The following is a 16,979-nucleotide window of genomic DNA, read 5'->3' as shown; positions in this document are numbered from 1 at the left end:
TGTGCATTAATCTGCCATAGATTTGAGCAGACAGCCAACTACAGAGTCAATCTCCCAGTAATCCTTACCGTCTTGCTTCTTATTGCCCGAACACGAGACGAGACTGAGGAGATCCGCCCATCTGAGAGTCTGCTTGACAACTTCAGGCGATACATCAGGAACAAGTTCAATTAAGTCCTCAACCGTTGCTGGTTCACCCCATTTTGCAAAATCTGTCATGACCTGTTTTCTTTGAGGTTCGCAACCGTCAAAGCCCATTGAATTAATGAATCGATCGGATTTATTAAATTGCTTCTTCAGTTGGGCCAAGGAATCTTGCCAGCGCGGATCGGCTTGGGAAAATTGATAGAATTCTTGCAGCAGGTTTGACCAATTCCCTGTGACTTCCGTAATCTTATTTCTAACTTCTAGTTCGCTGGGCAAATTAACATCTTCCAACCAATGTCGCAGCGCGGCATCGTGCCAAGGTTTTAGACTTAAATATCTCAGTTCCTTAGAGTAATCAAAACCTGTGGAATTATGATTAACTAACTGCCAAGCCTTCTGAGGATCTGCGACAAAAACAAGCTGCATAAAAGAGTCTTCTTTATTCAATCTTTTGACTTTCTTAATTGCCTCATCAACCCAATCCTTAGTCCAAAGAGTGCTAGCTGACACAACAACAATCGTCGTGGTATCTTTCTTGCGGCGGGTACTAATTTCTTTCAAATGCTGGCTAAAATCAGATCGATCTGAGAGGTTTTCTAAATAGTAGAACGGGAAATTTCTCTTACTAAATGCTGATTCCATAAAAACCCTCAAATCGTCAATCCCTGCTGCTTGGCAGCCAAATATAATAGAGACACCGTACTCGCGCAGCAGCAGATCAGATTCCTGTTTAACAGTTAAAGGACTGCGCCGAGAATCAGCTTTATTTTTCACGCTCAGAGGAGACCGAAAAGTAGCAGGTTCGTATTCAGGTGAAGCTTCGCGATCTCTGAGAAGTTCTGCTTCAATTTCTGGCTGCGTACCCATAAGTAAGGCTAAATTAGAACTTCTCAGAGTGAAGTAACCTGCATCGGTTTCTCGTAAAACTCCTAATCCGACCATTTCTTCTAGTAAAGCAAGGATCTCGTCTTCCGATGACCTTCCCCTGAATCCCTCATGCCACCAATACAAGACTTGCTCCCGAATCCAAGATACAGGAAACCCATCCTCCATACCTGTTTCATTCTCCTGAGAGCCATGAGCAATCGAGTAGGCAATTACTTCGTAGCGCTTATCTAGTCCCAGTGTCAACTTAAAGCGATCGCGAATATTGTTGCGCAGGTCTTGACTTTGATAAGCTTCTTCTACATGGCGAGAAGTAATCACGTAAGGCGGACTAATTTTCGGATCAAAAGTAGCGACATCTGGGTTAGTGATGTGATTGAGTAACTGCTCGCAATAGAGTTGAATTAAGCTCGGATAATAATTTGTCTGCCAAAGAATTCGGGGAATTAAATCTGGCGATTCAAAACGATAGCCAAGACTAGCCAGCGGACGTTCTATTAAAGCTGTTGCAGCTCGCATTTCACCATTATTCAGTAGAGGCCCAATGCAAATTGGGCTGCCAAAGTGAGCCAGCGGGTGGTTTGCTTGTCTAGTAGTTCTCAGAACATTGTGTAATCCGGCAAAAACCACCTTAAAACGTCGGTTAGTTTCCGTCATTAATATTCGGAGTTCATCGCAGCGCCGGAAATCCTCCTTACCATCAGCTTCAAGAAAATTATCTGCCTCATCCAACAACAGTAAAAAGCGCCGCCGATCGTCCAATTCCAGCCAACTTTTAATCCGCTGCAAGCTTTTTTGGCTGACGGAATTGCGCGGGTGGGGATCGGGAATGCGCAATTTATTCAATTCTTCGTTTAGTCGCACCCAAACTTCATCTAAATGTTGCTCGCTGCCAATTTTTTTAATATCCACCCATAGGGCGTTCCATCCCTTGTTGGTTGCGTGAAAATTCTGTTCTACAGACTTCAGCAAAACCGTTTTACCTAACTGCCGACCTCCATAAATTAAGCAAGAACCAAGAGCATCGATTATAGATTCCCGTTCTCGTAGTCGCCCGTAAAACATCTCAGGAGAAACCACTCCTGCTGCGGTTTTATACGGTTCTAGGAAAGTAAAGGGTAAGGTACAGTCAAACAATACAGGTAGGCGTGTTTTTTTTTCTCCGCAAAGGTAGAGCATCAGCACATCATCTATCACAATGAAAGTGCTCCGACGCTGCCGACAAAAATCAGCCAAATCTCGGCGTTTCTTTACGGTCATTCGCTGAAAATAAAAGACGAACACTGGAGAACCCAGAGCAGTTTCTCCAACCGCATTCAGGATATCCTGTTCGTTTGGTATATCCCATAGGCAAAGAATCCGGTAATAACCGTTGGCGGCTGAACCATAGGCAGACACAGGACAGCGATTTTGGTCAAATATCGGCTCGGCATTAACGTCAATCCAGGTATATTGTCCTGATTTTTTAAATGTAAGAGATTTTAGGTTAAAACCGAGGTTGCTGAGAATTTGATGAGCATCTTTCTCTGTGGCTTGATTCCTTCCCTTGGCTGCCAACCAAGCGTCGAGCATTTCAGCGGCTTTTTTGGCTTGGGCCCCCTGTGGCATCTGGATTTTGGCGATATTTCTCCCTTTGGAAATGTCTGCAATTAGCTCTTGCTTTTTGTAATCCCGAAGCACTTTTTCGATCGCAGCATACTTATCCTCGAAGAAGTCTTTAAAAGCATCTCTCTTTTCCTCTCGTTCGGGAAGCGATCGCCCCCGTTGCAGCATAGATATATATTCCTTAGCCGTCAGGATATCGCCTTGCTCCAATACACTGCAAATTCTGGTACGATCGGCATCTGCTATACCTGTTTGCTGAAGACTCTCTAATTGCTCGGATACTCGATCGATCTGTTCCTGGCGCTTGGCATTAATTGCTTCACCGATCGCCCGAAGCAGCTCAATCTTTTCGGAAAACCGCCTGGTAGTTGCCAGAGCATTTTTAATGCTTTCAATCTGTGCTGCATAAGCAGTTCTATCTGTTTCTCTTAGCAAACCAAAAGCTACCGCACTTTCGAGCTGTTTGCTAGTAGTCTCCACCTGCTCCTGCAAAATCTTTTTACACTCTTCAATCCGATTATTGCGTTCGTCATTTAGCTGAGCGATGTCTAATTTTGGTTCGGGATTGTGTTCGAGGTATTCGATGATGTGCGCCGTAAATTCATGATTTCCGACAGTTTTTGAACTACAGAGATAACTCTGCATATCGAATGCTTGTTGCCAATCCCAGATATCATTTTTGACCAACTCCAAAATTCCATCTATACCCGCTTCAGGATTAGCGATATCCATTTCCCAGTCATCGTTGATAGGCAGATACGGAATTCTTAAAATATCCGCGTGCAGGATATGTCTTGGATAAGGTTCTGCGGTTGGCAACTCAGTATCTGGATCGAAAATATTGCCGATATCTTGCACAGCTTTTCGGCAACAAACGATACCAGCTAAAATAAACACTGGAGGTTTTGTCGCCTCAAAGCTATCCAATTCTTGGAGAACAGTATCTTGAAGATTCTCAATATCTTGTTTTAACTGTTTGGCTTCTTTTTGAAGATAATTTTCGCTTTCAGCTAAGCGCGATTCTTGCTCCTTAACCCAGCGACCGACCAAATTCAAAAATTGCCGAGCGCGAGAGCGAAGCTGAATGAGGGCTTTACCTGTAATGATACCAGCACCTTTAGGGCGACGAATATTGCGCTCTGTTCGCTGAATTTCCGAGTCTAGATTGGACTCATTAGACAATCGCTCGATCTTCTCCTTGAGAAAGGGAAGTTGGCTCAAATCTCTTTGCTTGATGGGAAGCCACAGAGTGTAAAAAAGTTCACCGGGATTTAACCACTCGACCCAAACTTTCTTTGCATGACCGTAAATCAAATCTTGTTGCGGCGCTTGAGACCACCAATCCTCGATTTTTATATACAAATCGTCTAAATCTTTTTGCAAGGCTGCCAGAGTTTTTGCTTTCTTGATGGCTTTTGTATCTAGGGCCCGCTGCCCATCGCCGTGTTTGGCGATAATTTGGCAATAATCATACAGTTTATCGAGTCCAGCTTTACCGAATTGAATATCCTGGAGAAGGTGCTTGGCACCAGTATTTGGCGCTAGCAAAGATGGGCGCAGTGCTGCTGCTGCCAAGAGCAAGCTTGCAGCTTGAGTCCATTCACTTTTATCTGGTAATACATAGCTTTCGCTGTAACCAATGAAGTCATCTTTAAGCAGATTTGCCAGTTGTCCAGAGCCTATGTCATAGCGCAGGTTTTTTCCCAGCAATATTGCTCGAATTAACTGCGGTGGCAGGTGCGGAGCGAAGTGTGGATATTGTTTTTTTAAGCAGCGAGCTAAATGAAAGGCAAGGCTGAGTTTTTGTTCGAGAATCAGCCGCCAAACTAAGTCGCGCAGAAGTGGTGGGCGTTCTAGATCGGGGTCATCCAAGATGGATTTAGCGATTTTTTGAGCGGTATCATTGTGCGATGAGCTGTAAAGAGGCTGTTTTTCTTCTATTTTTTTATTACCCTGATTTTCTACTTCTTTTCCTTGCTTATTTTCAGAATTTGACCGCTCAATGTGAGTTGAAATTGGCAGTTCTATTGGTTGTTGAATATGTGGGATATCTTCAGGGCTTTTCGGCGCGATCGCCTCATTTGTCAATACCGATTTCAACTCTGCTGCGGGTGGTTGTTCGACAATAAGCACAGTTTCAGATTCCGGCTCATCAACTAAGGAAGTTTCCTCTAAATTATTGTTAGTAGAAACAGCAGGCAAATCTGGTATTGCTTCCGCCTGAATAATCAGTTTACCTCTGACTGCTGCCATCGCCAGAGTTCTTCCAAATGATTCTGCTACGGCATCCTGTAAAGAAGCCAAATGCTCATCATCTGCTGCTTCCCATTCTGCAATTAGTGTTAGCAGTTTGGAGAATGGATGATAGCCATCAGCCAAGAGTTGGGTGTCTGGATGCAAGTCAGACTCGTGGGATTCGGAGATGGCGCGTTGAAGTTCGCGCGCTTTTTCCTGACATTCCAGCAATGACTGAAAATTGCTCTCTACTCGATGGGCGATCGCTAAAATTCGTTCCAAAACCCTCAAAGCAGAGTCGCGGACAAGGGATCTCGCACTTTTTTGCTTCTGGGCCAAATCAACACGGTCAAGTACAGACTTGATATCTGCTAAAGAACCAATTTCCTCAGCTTGCAGCATTGACGATACTGCCAAAGATTCAGCCAATTCTAGCACCTTGTCGCGAAGCTGAATAAAGTTTTTACGGGACTCGTCAAGTTCTTGAATAAGCTGTTGAGATATAGGTGTACCAGGGTCAAGCAACTTTCGACTCGCGTCTGATACTCGTTGCTCCAGTTGGCAAAAAACCTGCTCCAGTTCGGCGAATTGTTGCAGTAAGTCTGTTGAATTTTGAAGCATCGGTTGAATCACTCCATGCAATTTATTTTCGGTTAGTTCGGGAATGGGAAAATTATGCTCATAAAAATTTGCCTCAATAAAATTAGTTTCACTTTCATCAGCCCTCGACAGGTATCTCTGAGCCAACGTTGCTTGTTCTATATTTGATTTGTCTGTGAAGTTGTTAAAATAAACTAATGGTTCGGTCATATTAGCTATATCAACTATTTTATCACCAACAGGCTCCTGTAAGAAAGTGTCGCGGCTGCGAGACAAGTTTTCTGAAAAGTGGAACTGTCTTGGCTGCATCGGTTGGGCGATCGATCTTTTTGTCTGAGTTTGGTCAATTGCTGGCGGGCGAATATAATCTTCTAGCAATGTGCTGCGAAGCTGCGATCGCAACTTGTTGAAAGCCTTAACCTCAATTTGCCGAATCCGCTCGCGGGTAACATCAAATATATTGCCGATTTCCTGTAGACTCTTCTGGCGGCCGTCATCCAATCCGAATCGCATCCGAATAACGTCACGCTGTCGAGAGTCCAGAGTATCTAAAACGCTTTCTAAATCTTCGCAAAACAATTTTTTATATACTTTTTTTTCTGGTGTTTCTCCATCGAATTCAATCAAATCTCCCAATATAGAACCTTCATCCTCACCCATTTTAGTATCTAAGGAAATGATAGATTTAGCCGATTGAACAACAAAGCGCAATTTTGCAATTGTTATCTCCATTTTAGTCGCGATTTCTTTTTCCGTAGGCTTATGGCCGATTTCTTGAGAAAGCTGTTTGGTAGTTTTCTTAATCTTCGAGATAGTTTCATAAACGTGAACTGGTAGGCGGATAGTCCGCGATCGATCGGCAATAGCCCGCGTAATTGCCTGACGAATCCACCAATATGCGTAGGTGGAAAACCTGTAGCCCTTCGTGCAATCAAACTTTTCTACAGCCTTGATTAAACCGAGATTTCCCTCCTGTATCAAGTCTAAGAAATCCAGCCCTCGATTTTGATATCTTTTAGCAATTGAGACTACCAGCCGCAAGTTAGACTCTACCATTTTGTCTTTAGCTTTTCGGCTGCCCTCTAACTCAGCAATTTCACGAGCTAGTTCAATCTCTTCCTCAGCTTTGAGCATGGGAATTCGACAGATTTCTTGCAGGTAAACCCGAAGCGAATCTGACGGTATACGGTCTTTTTTAAATTTGATGCTGTCAGGAATGGTTTGATGCCAAGCTTCATGAAATTCGTCAAAGTTGCTAAAGCCATGATTTTCATGCAACTCTGTCAAAAAAATCTCGAAGAGCATTTTTAAATGAGAGTTTGTCGGACTGGCGAATGGGATATCTTTAATATGTTTGACTTTTCCTAATACATCTTTAGATTCATTGCGTTTGTGTTGGCGACGGTTTATCATTGAGAAAGTCAGAGTTTCTCCATGCTGAAAAAGAACGAGCGCCGGCATCATTAAAATTTTATTAATCTCGCAGATAATGCCGTCAAGTTCTTCGATAGTGTACGCACTCCTCCGCAGTGCGATCGCGAAAAACAAGTAGGAAGTAAAAAAGGCACTCTTACCACTGCTAGTATCAAATTCGACAAGCTGGTCATTATCTGCAATTTCTGTCCCGGTAAATTGAAAGAGGAAATCGACCGACAGCCATTCCTCTAAGAGAGCTTTTTGGGAGTTGAGCTTGTGATCTATGTCAAATTCTGCAATAAAATTCTCCGAACTATTAGGATAAAACGGAAGAGTTTTATCACTGCGGTAGCCAAGAGCAAACAACAAATTACGGGCGTTATCGGCTAGTTTTCCCTTGACAAAACTACTTAAAGCTTGATTGATAGATGCTTTGGCTTGTTGTTCGCTGACGCTCATTTAATCACCAGCCAGGTAATCAGTTCAAAATCAGTTGTTGCTTTAACCTGATGCGCTTGCTCAACCAACACAGCACTGCGGCTAGACAGCAAATTTCCGATGAGCCGCTTGTTGTAAATACCTGCAATTGAATCAACCGCCCGCTTCAGCAAATCGTTATATAAACTCATATCAAATCCGTTGTTAGTTTGTCGATCGAACAAGTTGCACAACTCTTCATAGGGAACAGTACACCCCGCGCACAGCAACTGATATATTTCAAGTATTTGTTTGGGTTGAGCAAAAGTTAATCGCACTTCCTTATTTTCTCGAACGTAGACTAAAAAGTATGGTTGCAGCGGGTTGACGGTTTTATTATCAAGACAATCGCCTTTTTGTTTGAGGCAAAAAATTACGCCCGGAGCAATTATCGGGTACTCCGAGTTAGTTGGAACTACTGCATAGAGTCCTAAAGGGGCATCTTGGAGTAGTTTGCGGTTGCTCTCAATATATTTGGCTAGTTCCATTCGGAAATCATCGAGAGTGAATTCCGTTAGGGCTACAGTCTCGGTGAAATCTTCGAGATCCAGCACCTCGTCTTTCAATCGCAGCAACTGCTTGGATCGGTATTTCAAATCACTCTCAATCCGTTCTTGAATCTCCTTTACCTCCAGCAGGTTATCTTCAAATGTACCAGCTATGTCCGCTAAAGCCATCCGTGCTTCTACTCGATTTTTCAGATTGATGTACTGATCCAAGTCCTCTGTAGGCCAAAAATTAATTAATTGTACCGTGTGGTTGGGGCTACCAATGCGATCGCACCTACCGAACCGCTGGATAATTCGGACTGGGTTCCAGTGAATGTCGTAGTTAATCAGATAATCGCAATCTTGTAAATTTTGCCCTTCTGATATACAATCTGTGGCAATTAATAGGTCAATCTCGCCGTCTTGCTGCATAGATGGCATTTGAGCGCGTTTCTTGGCGAAAGGCGAAAAATTTGTCAGGACGCGATCGAACTCATTTTTGCCAAAGGTAGTCTTATTTGCCGCCGAACCACCAGTCACCAAAGCTAAGTTAATTTTCAAGTCTAATGTTGCCCATTCCCGCAATCCTTCGTAGAGATAGACTGCCGTATCTGCAAAGGCAGTAAAAACTAAAACCTTGCGATTTAGTTGACCCTGCTTGTTAGTTGTAGGATTCCTAACTTTCTCGGCGATCAGTGCTTTTAACTCAGCCAGCTTGGCATCGCGTTCAACAGAAATGCTTTGGGCAGAATTGTAGATTTTTTCAAGCTGTTCCTTGTCACGTTTCAGGTCTTTTAACCACGTTTCGACATCGAGGTACGCCATTTGAAATATCAGCTTTTGACCTACTTGCATGGCATCTTGCAACTCTTCATCGTCGAAGTCTTCAATCATCAAATCGCTGAAAATAACTGTCTCGTTAGCGTCACGAGATTGCTGCAATTGCTGAAACTTTTGAATTTTGGTCTCTAGATATTCAATTTTGGTAATTGTGCGCTCTATTGTTAGCGCAAAGGAATGGATGGAGCTTTCTAAGCGTTTAAGAAAATTGACTTTCATCATACCAATCAAACACCGTTCGCGATCGCTCTGTTTGAAATTTCGCACTCCTTTATTTTCATACACCGATCGGTATGGCGACAGAACATATTTTGAAGGGTTGAACAGGGAGAGTTGATACTTAGAAATTTCGCTGTTAAGCTGTTCGTAAGACATGAACTCACCCTTTAGGTCAATCTCAGGAAATACGGAGATGGGTTTGAGCCGTTCTGGAAAGCCGCCTAATTGGGCGATCGCATCTTTATAGTATTTTTTAATGTGCTTGCGAGAGCGCGCGATTGTCAGTTCATCAAGCAGTTTGAAGAAAGCAGAACTTAGTTCTTCCAGCAGTTCGCTAGTTTTGCGATCGCGACTTTTCTTAGCCCACTTGGTAAATTTCCCCTGAGCATCAGCTAGTGTATCGCGCAGACTGACAATTCCCAGTGATTCGCGAAACGCAGCGTCGCCACCTTCTGTTATAAAATAAAGTTGATTCCGCAAATCCTTTAAATCATTGTTAACCGGAGTTGCTGATAAGAGTAGCACCTGAGTTTTGACACCGCTCTTGATAATATCATCCATCAACCTTTCGTAACGGCTCTTTCTAATTAGATTGCCAGATTCGTCCCGTTTGCTCTTGATGTTATTGCGAAAATTGTGCGATTCGTCAATAACTACCAAGTCATAGTTACCCCAATTAATCGTTGCTAAATTAATGTCCCCAGAGTAGCCAGAGTCACGGCTCAAGTCGGTGTGAGACAGGACTGTATAGTTAAAGCGGTCTTTAACCAAAGGATTGAGATCGCTATTATTCTGTGCTAGATATACAGTCCAATTCTCGCGGAGTTTTTTGGGACAAAGAACTAAAACTTTTTCATTGCGAAGTTCAAAATGTTTAATCACCGCTAGAGCTTCAAATGTTTTACCTAAACCAACGCTGTCAGCAATAATACACCCGTTATATCGTCGGATTTTATTGATGGCTGCCTTAACTCCGTCTTTTTGAAATTCAAATAGAGCTTTCCAGATTTCTGTATCAAATAGGTGTAGCTGTTCGCTGAGGATATCGCTTTTTTCTAGGTCATCTAGGAAGGTCTCGAAGATATGAAACAGAGTTTTGTAGTAGATAAACTCAGGAGAATTATTCTGGTAAAGTTGCTCTAGGTACAGCAGCACGTCTTGTGTGACATCTTCGATTAGTTCGGCATCATTCCAGAGTTCATCAAACCAGGCTTTAAGGTCGCGGGTATCCCGTTTACTATCTACTTCTAAATTGAGTTCAATATTGTTGTTTTTCCTACCTAATCCCAGTCCCCGCATGGTAAAATTAGAACTGCCCATAATAGCATTTTCAGTTCCGTTACGAGCAATGTGATACATTTTGCCGTGCAGTAAATTAGATTGCTTGACCGACCGTATTTGGACTTTTTTTTCAATCCATGCTGCACATTCTTTCGCAACCTGTTTTTGCTGCAACCGATTCTGTAGCTGCAAGCCCTCATCCTCAATTTGGAACGCCTTTTTATCAGTTTTACTGGGGTCAAGGGATTTGATGAAGCGCGGTTCGCCAAACAGAAATTTCAAGCTTTTAATACCTAGAAGTTGTTCCTTCAAAGCATCAAAGGCATAAATTGTAAAGTAAGCAGAAACAATGGATAGGGTTGAGTTTTCCTCGACCTTGGATTTCAAAAAATCGCCCACAGTTCCGCGGTGGCGGTTGTCTCTAATTGCCGACTTTGGGAGAGAAGAATCATGCTGTGACATAGCCTATCTTTATGCGGTTGTTGCACTTGGGTATATTCTACATCTCCCACGATTCTTAGGAACGGGCAAGATGCCCGTTCCACAACATATACCTATCTTGTACCAATCAACTCCGCAAACGACCCGATCGCATAATACTAATAATCAACCAAAAACCCAAAAAACTCGCCGCCCCAAACAAACCGTTGCTCAAAAAAGATAGCTGAGCAGTTTGCGCGTTAGAAGAAATAATTGCCGCCCCCACAATCAGCGAACCTACGACAATACTAAAAGAAAGTCGGTTCGCAGAATCACCCACAGTGCGGCGCAGCGGGTCGAGTTCTTTTAGGGTCAAGTTCCACTTCAAAGTTTCTGAAGTAACCCGGTCTAAAAGCACTTCCACCTGTCGCGGAGATTGCAAAGATAAGCTTTTCAGATCCAGGGCAGTTCTCAGCAGAGCTTGCACCGGGTCATCTCCCAATAACTGACGCCGAAACATATCAGTCATCAGCGGTTTTACCTGCTCTACAATATTGAATCTGGGATTGAAAGAGCGCGCCAGTCCTTCTAAATTAGCGAGAGTTTTTGCATACAAACCGAGGTTGCTGGGGAGTCTAATTTTATTGCTCCTGGTGATTTCCAGCACCTCATAAAAAATCTCCGATAAGTTCATTTGCGACAAGCTGACATTGTAATACTTGCGAAGCATTCGAGCCAAATCGTTTTCGAGAACAGCTAAACTTTTAGGCTGAGCAAATTCTGCCATTTGCAATGTTAGTTGAGCGCAGCGCTGGGCGTCTAAATCGACAATTGACAGCAACATTTCTGTCAAATTCTGCTGGGTGCGCGGGTCTAATCTGCCGACCATACCGCAGTCGAGTAAAGCTATCCGACCGTCTTTGAGATAAAATAAATTGCCGGGGTGCGGGTCGGCGTGAAAGAAGCCGTCGATATACAACTGTTGGAAGAAAACGCGGCAAAGCAGCGTGGTAATTTCTTCGCGTTCGGCATTAATATCTCCTTTGTGACCAATTCCTTGCAAATCGCCTAACAAAATCGGCACTCCGTTCAGCCATTCCATGACTAAGAGTTTTTTTGTAGTCAAATTCCAGTGAATTTCTGGTAGCACAACTTGTTTGGGGTCAAACCATTTACTTTTAGCTAAGTTGTTACGCAGCTCGTCTGTATAGTTGGCTTCTTGAATGAAGTCTAATTCTGCACGCAGGGCGATCGCAAATTCTTCGGCTAGGGCGACAATATCGTATTGTTGACCGAAGTCTGTGAGCATGACAAGCTCTGCCAAACCTCTGAGTACGGCGATATCTTGTTCGATGACAATATCGATACCGGGGCGCTGAACTTTGAGGGCGACTTCGCGGCCATCTTTTAAGGTAGCTTTGTGAGTTTGGGCGATCGACCCTGCGGCGATCGCCTGAGTGTTAAATTTAGCGAAGGTATCTTCGAGAGATTGCGTGAGTTCCTTGCGGACGATAATTTCGACTTCCGACCACGGTACGGGCGGCACTTCCGCTTGTAGGGTGGAGAGGATTTCGATGTAGGAAGCCGGCAACAAGTCGGGGCGGGTACTCAGCAATTGCCCCAATTTGACAAAAACCGGGCCTAATTCGACTAGGATGTTGCGGAGAACTGCGGGAGTGGGGAGACTGGGGGCGTCGGTTTTGCGGCCGGTTAGGAGGCTTTTCATGTAGTCCCAACCGTTGCGGAAGACGACCTCTAGAATTTCTCCTTTGCGAGAAGTGTTTTGAACTAGGCTGAACACGTGGCCTCCGGGTCGATCGGGTTTAAGGGCTATATAACTACTAGGATAGCGCTGTTAACCGGGCTGACCTTGGTCTTGAGGAATAACTTTGGGGAAAATCGCACGAAAGCGGTTTAATTGTCTTTGGGTTCAATGATTCTTTTAAAGAACTCCCAATCTTTAGGATTTGTCACTGTCGCTGTTTTGTGGAAATCGATCGTCTCTGGGAATTCTCCCCTCAGATTTAGCTTGTTCTATTGCTTCTTGGATTAGTGACAGCACCATATTTGAAATCGGCCGATAGTGCGATTTGGCCAGCAGTTCTAGGTCTGCTTTGACTTCTTCTGGAAGATAGACAACTATTCTTGGTAATTTGGCTGGCAAGGCTGTTGTTTTTGCAATTACTACCCTATTGTACCTTGTTTTAACCTGCTACAGCGTCTATTTTACCCGGAAGGGTTGACTCGGAGTGCCTACCGTGGTAGTTTGGAGTTGACAAACAAACCAAACCCCCACCGCTGTGACTTGCAATCGTTCGGTGGGGGCTGGTACTCCCACATTCAGGAGGAAGCTCAATGATATCACCACCAAAGTCTGTTCCCGAACTGCTTCGCGAAGAAATTCCCGACGCGCCTACCGGCAAACAACCCATCCGGTTGCTAATTTGTGGTATTCCCAAAGGAGTAGAAAGCATCATCAATCTGCTGCACGTTTTGGGTTTTGCAAAAGTTGACGAGTGGAGTCCGCCTTTACCATCGCCGATCGCAGGTGAGATAATGCGGATCTTAACCCGTTACTGGAAAGAGTAATTTTTCAGGTCGATCGCCTTTTTGTGCGAAGGGCGATCGCTCTTTTTCTTGTTGAAGGGCGATCGCTCTTTGTCAAGCTCAAACCGCTTCTTTATGCTAAAATACAGGTTAAATAGAAATAATCTGCTTGTAATTAGATTGATTTACTTTAAAAAAATATCTCGAAAACTTGACTGATTAAGTAATTTAAAAATTATTTTCAAACTGTTTCAAATCGGATAGAGAGTATGATTGCAACCAACTTTCCTGCAACCTCGATCGAATTATCCATCAACTTAACTGACGAGCAATTCTTTCAGCTTTGTCAGAACAACCGCGATTATCAATTTGAACGTACAGCATCAGGGGAATTAATTATTATGCCACCGACAGGCAGTGAAACTAGCAAGCGCAATATCGATTTATCATATCAACTTCGAGCCTGGAGCAGGCAAAATAATCTAGGAGTTGCGTTCGACTCTTCTGGAGGCTTTACGCTCCCGAATGGGGCCGATCGCTCTCCTGATGCCTCTTGGGTCAAAAAAGAACGCTGGGATGCTTTAACCGCCGAACAAAAAGACAGTTTTGCTCCGTTGTGTCCAGATTTTGTTGTCGAGTTGCGCTCGAAGACTGATTCGTTCAAAAAGCTGCAAGACAAAATGCAAGAATATATAGATAACGGTGCGAGATTGGGTTGGTTAATTGACAGGCAAAATCGGCGGGTAGAAATTTATCGCCCCGGTCAAGATGTGGAAATTCTCCAAAATCCCGCCACTATTTCGGGGGAAGATGTACTGCCTGGTTTTGTGTTGGATTTAGCAGAAATTATGTAGCCAGTGGCAGCATAACTCGGTTTGACTCCCAAAGTGGCGATCGCACCTTCATTGTTCGCCAACAGGGCCGCCGACTCCCAAGTCCCGACAAACTCCTGTTCCCAATTCAGCCATCCGCCAGGAAAAAAACCGACAACTGCATCCTCACCCTAAGGCTGGCTGTTAACCGGGTTGACCATCGTCTTGAGGAACAACTCAGAAGCCGCGGGGCGATTCCCTTCAGCCTATTTTAAAGATTTGGTATTGTGCTTGATTAGCCTTTCTCAAGACAGATGTCAAGCTGTACAATACCCAAAAGGGTAAAAGAGGAAGGTAGCAAAAATGACTTGGAGTTGCGACGGCGTACCCAAAAATACTAAACAAGCATATAACGGTGGTGGTCAGCACCCACCGCGGGACAACTCCTCACCATTCTGCGAAGAGTGCTATTTGCCAAAAGAGGCTATGGATGTCGATAAAAGGCCAGATCCGCCGTGGCCCAAAATTCTGATGGCTGTAGCAGGAGTATTAGTCATCGGCGGTGGCGGATTTGGTTTGTACAAAGCGTTTTCAGGCCAAAAGTCAGGGGGTACCGGGGGAACGGGAGATCCCACATCTACTACCTCAACTCCTGCTTCACCCGGAGAACTCCTGAGTTCTAAAGCAGTAAGCGCCGCGCTGATTAGTCAAGGAGAAAAAATCCTGGTAGCAGGCGGCAAAGCTGATGCTGAGAAACAAGCTGGGGCGGCAGCATTTGTAGCCAAGAATTGGGATGAGGCGATCGCCAAATATCAAGCAGCAGCCAAAACCGACCCTAACGACCCCGAAACTAAAGTTTACCTGAACAATGCCACGGCTCAAAAAACAGGCAATCCCCTGACCATCGCCGTAGTCGTTCCCATCGGTGCTAGCGCTGATGCAGCTAAAGAAGTCCTGAGAGGAGCAGCTTTATATCAAGATCAATACAACAAAAGTCCGACTGTTCCCGGTCGGTTATTAGAAATTGTAATCGTTAATGACGAAGCTGGCAAAACTCAGTCGATCGCCCAAGACTTGATTAACTCTCCTAACGTGTTGGGAGTTTTGGGACACGGTATTGACAGCAGTTCTCAAGATGCGATCAAAAGCTATGAAACCGCAGGATTAGCTGCCATTTCGCCGGTCAGTTCCAGCGTTTCCATCGACGCTTCCAACAAAGCCACCTTGAAATTGACCAAGGTGCTGGAAAAAACCGATGAAATGCTGAAAGTTTACCTCCAAAAACTTGGGGAAACAGTCGCGAATTATGCTAACAAAAATCACTCGCCCGCTGCGATCGCCATTTTTTACAATTCCGACAGCGTTTACAGCAAGCAACTCAAGGAACTGTTAGTGCTGGAAGTACCCAAAGCTAGCGGCAAAATTGTTAAAGAAGTCGATCTCAAAGCTGGTGCTACCTTTGATGCTAAATCTGCTGTAGCTGATGTCAGCAAAGCAGGAGCCAATGCGATCTTCATGGCGATGAGCAAAGACCAAGTAGAACAGGCGATCGCGATCGCTCAAGCCAACAAAGATACAGTACCGCCTTTAGCATTAATGGGAGGCAGCGAACTTTACAATCCTACTACTTTAGTCAAAGGAGCAGATGCCATTAAAAATTTAGTTCTAGCAGTTCCTTGGAGGTGGGAAAAAGACGATCCTTTTTCCAAACAAGCCTCCGAAATTTGGCAAGGGCGAGTCAGTTGGCGGACAGCAACTGCTTTCGATGCCACCCAAGCTTTAACAGCAGCAGTCAGCAGCAATCCGACCCGCGAGGGAACAGTTAAGTTTCTCACCGCAGGAACTCAGATATCGGGAACGGCTAAGGAATTTAACCTTTTGAAAGAGATTCCGTTAGTCAAAGCTGTCGAAGGTAAAGACGGCCCTCCAGGGTCTAAATATCAGTTCGATGCCGTTAAATAGTTTCTCAACTAAGTTAAAACTACTATAGGTCGATCGGTGATGAGAAATCAACGCCCGCTGTGGCAACATCCTTTATTTCAGAGACCGTTAATCCTGCTGTGCTTGTGTTTAATTGCCACAGCACTGTTTGGCATATTAGGGTTGGGGAGACCAAATATTGCAGTGGCGATCGCCCTCGATTTGAGCAGCAGCACCTACCAGCCCCAGCCCTTCAATGCTCCAGGCACAATTATGCAGCAAGAAGTGGCAGCAGTCAAAGCCTATCTAGAGGTAAATTCTAAATTAAGCACCAATCCAAATACAATTCAAGTTTTTGGCATTGGCGGTGGAAAAGCTCCAGCTTTAACCAGTAACTTTAGTTCAGATACCAAAAAGGTAGAGACAGAATTAGTCAGAGCTTTGCAAGACCCCAACTTGCCGAAATCTATCCAACCAGAACCACCCCGAGACATCCTTGATGTTCCGATCCGGGAGGCATTAAACGCTTTTAAAACCGTGCCGAGTACCTGTCGCGAAATAGTGGTTGTTAGCGATGCAGGCATTGAGCTTTCTCCACAAACCGTCATCGAAGCCGTAGCTCAAAAAGTTAAAATTAATGGCATCACTTTCGGAGGTAAAAGTTTCGAGCCGCTCAAACAAGCTACCGTACAAACTGGAGGAATTTATATTTCCGGTGCCGATGTTAATCTCAATACCTCATTCACCGAAAAAATATTTCCCAAACTCAATAGCAATATTAAATGGGTAATTTTTTGGTTGGGTGCTGCTTGGATTGCCTTGATGTGGACGCTGACTATGCCGCTCGATCGCTGGTTGTTTCAAGGCATCATGAAAATGAACATGACTTTGGCGGGTAAGGCGGCATTGGGAAATGCCTTTTTCTGGACTGCTTGTACTCCTAGTATTATCTGGAAATTAGTTGGTTTACCCATTTTTGGTGACGGTTGTTAACCTTAGCCAAAAATAAGATTTGTTCGTAGTGCGGACTTAAGTCCGCAAGAGAAGAGCGGACTTAAGTCCGCACTACAAACTGTTTCAATTATCA

The 16,979-nt window shown here is 44.2% G+C and carries 8 protein-coding genes; 4 read left to right on the top strand and 4 right to left on the bottom strand.

Annotated features, from left to right (window positions below):
* Positions 1 to 6: 6 nt before the first annotated feature.
* From QUB64_RS20145 to QUB64_RS20130, 4 genes are all read right to left on the bottom strand, one after another.
* Entirely contained in the window at positions 7 to 7,347 is a 7,341-nt protein-coding gene (locus QUB64_RS20145) for a sigma-70 family RNA polymerase sigma factor (protein WP_333272436.1), read from the bottom strand.
* The gene (locus tag QUB64_RS20140) at positions 7,344 to 10,655 is read right to left on the bottom strand and encodes a helicase-related protein (RefSeq protein ID WP_333272356.1); all 3,312 of its coding nucleotides are present in this window, start codon (positions 10,653 to 10,655) and stop codon (positions 7,344 to 7,346) included. Before QUB64_RS20140 ends, QUB64_RS20145 begins: the two co-directional genes overlap by 4 nt.
* A gap of 106 nt (positions 10,656 to 10,761) precedes the next feature.
* Complete coding sequence (locus tag QUB64_RS20135; protein ID WP_333272354.1) at positions 10,762 to 12,414, bottom strand: ABC1 kinase family protein; 1,653 nt, start codon at positions 12,412 to 12,414, stop codon at positions 10,762 to 10,764.
* Positions 12,415 to 12,573: 159 nt separating this feature from the next.
* Positions 12,574 to 12,777: a ribbon-helix-helix domain-containing protein gene (locus tag QUB64_RS20130; protein ID WP_333272352.1), complete on the bottom strand. Its 204-nt coding sequence runs from the start codon at positions 12,775 to 12,777 to the stop codon at positions 12,574 to 12,576.
* Between the two features lie 191 nt (positions 12,778 to 12,968).
* Here QUB64_RS20130 and QUB64_RS20125 point away from each other — a divergent pair, with 191 nt between their 5' ends.
* The 4 genes from QUB64_RS20125 (at position 12,969) to QUB64_RS20110 (ending at position 16,885) form a co-directional block, all read left to right on the top strand.
* On the top strand, positions 12,969 to 13,202 hold the full coding sequence (locus QUB64_RS20125) for a hypothetical protein (protein WP_333272349.1): 234 nt from the start codon (positions 12,969 to 12,971) through the stop codon (positions 13,200 to 13,202).
* A gap of 227 nt (positions 13,203 to 13,429) precedes the next feature.
* Positions 13,430 to 14,014, top strand: coding sequence for a Uma2 family endonuclease (locus QUB64_RS20120; RefSeq protein ID WP_333272347.1), 585 nt, complete (start codon positions 13,430 to 13,432; stop codon positions 14,012 to 14,014).
* A 321-nt stretch (positions 14,015 to 14,335) separates the two neighbouring features.
* Complete coding sequence (locus QUB64_RS20115; RefSeq protein WP_333272343.1) at positions 14,336 to 15,934, top strand: ABC transporter substrate-binding protein; 1,599 nt, start codon at positions 14,336 to 14,338, stop codon at positions 15,932 to 15,934.
* 39 nt (positions 15,935 to 15,973) lie between these two features.
* Positions 15,974 to 16,885 carry a VWA domain-containing protein gene (locus tag QUB64_RS20110; protein ID WP_333272340.1) on the top strand — a complete coding sequence of 304 codons (912 nt, stop codon included), beginning with the start codon at positions 15,974 to 15,976 and terminating at the stop codon, positions 16,883 to 16,885.
* Positions 16,886 to 16,979: the final 94 nt, after the last annotated feature.

It is taken from the genome of Microcoleus sp. Aus8_D2 (assembly GCF_036702665.1).
Taxonomy (GTDB): domain Bacteria; phylum Cyanobacteriota; class Cyanobacteriia; order Cyanobacteriales; family Microcoleaceae; genus Microcoleus.
Note: the sequence above shows the minus strand (reverse complement) of the source record. Positions and strands in the feature narration are given on the sequence as shown.

Coding starts and splice junctions, on each gene's coding strand:
- QUB64_RS20125 (WP_333272349.1), top strand. CDS start 12,969: ATGATATCACCACCAAAGTCTGTTCCCGAACTGCTTCGCGAAGAAATT.
- QUB64_RS20145 (WP_333272436.1), bottom strand. CDS start 7,347: ATGAGCGTCAGCGAACAACAAGCCAAAGCATCTATCAATCAAGCTTTA.
- QUB64_RS20110 (WP_333272340.1), top strand. CDS start 15,974: ATGAGAAATCAACGCCCGCTGTGGCAACATCCTTTATTTCAGAGACCG.
- QUB64_RS20115 (WP_333272343.1), top strand. CDS start 14,336: ATGACTTGGAGTTGCGACGGCGTACCCAAAAATACTAAACAAGCATAT.
- QUB64_RS20120 (WP_333272347.1), top strand. CDS start 13,430: ATGATTGCAACCAACTTTCCTGCAACCTCGATCGAATTATCCATCAAC.
- QUB64_RS20140 (WP_333272356.1), bottom strand. CDS start 10,655: ATGTCACAGCATGATTCTTCTCTCCCAAAGTCGGCAATTAGAGACAAC.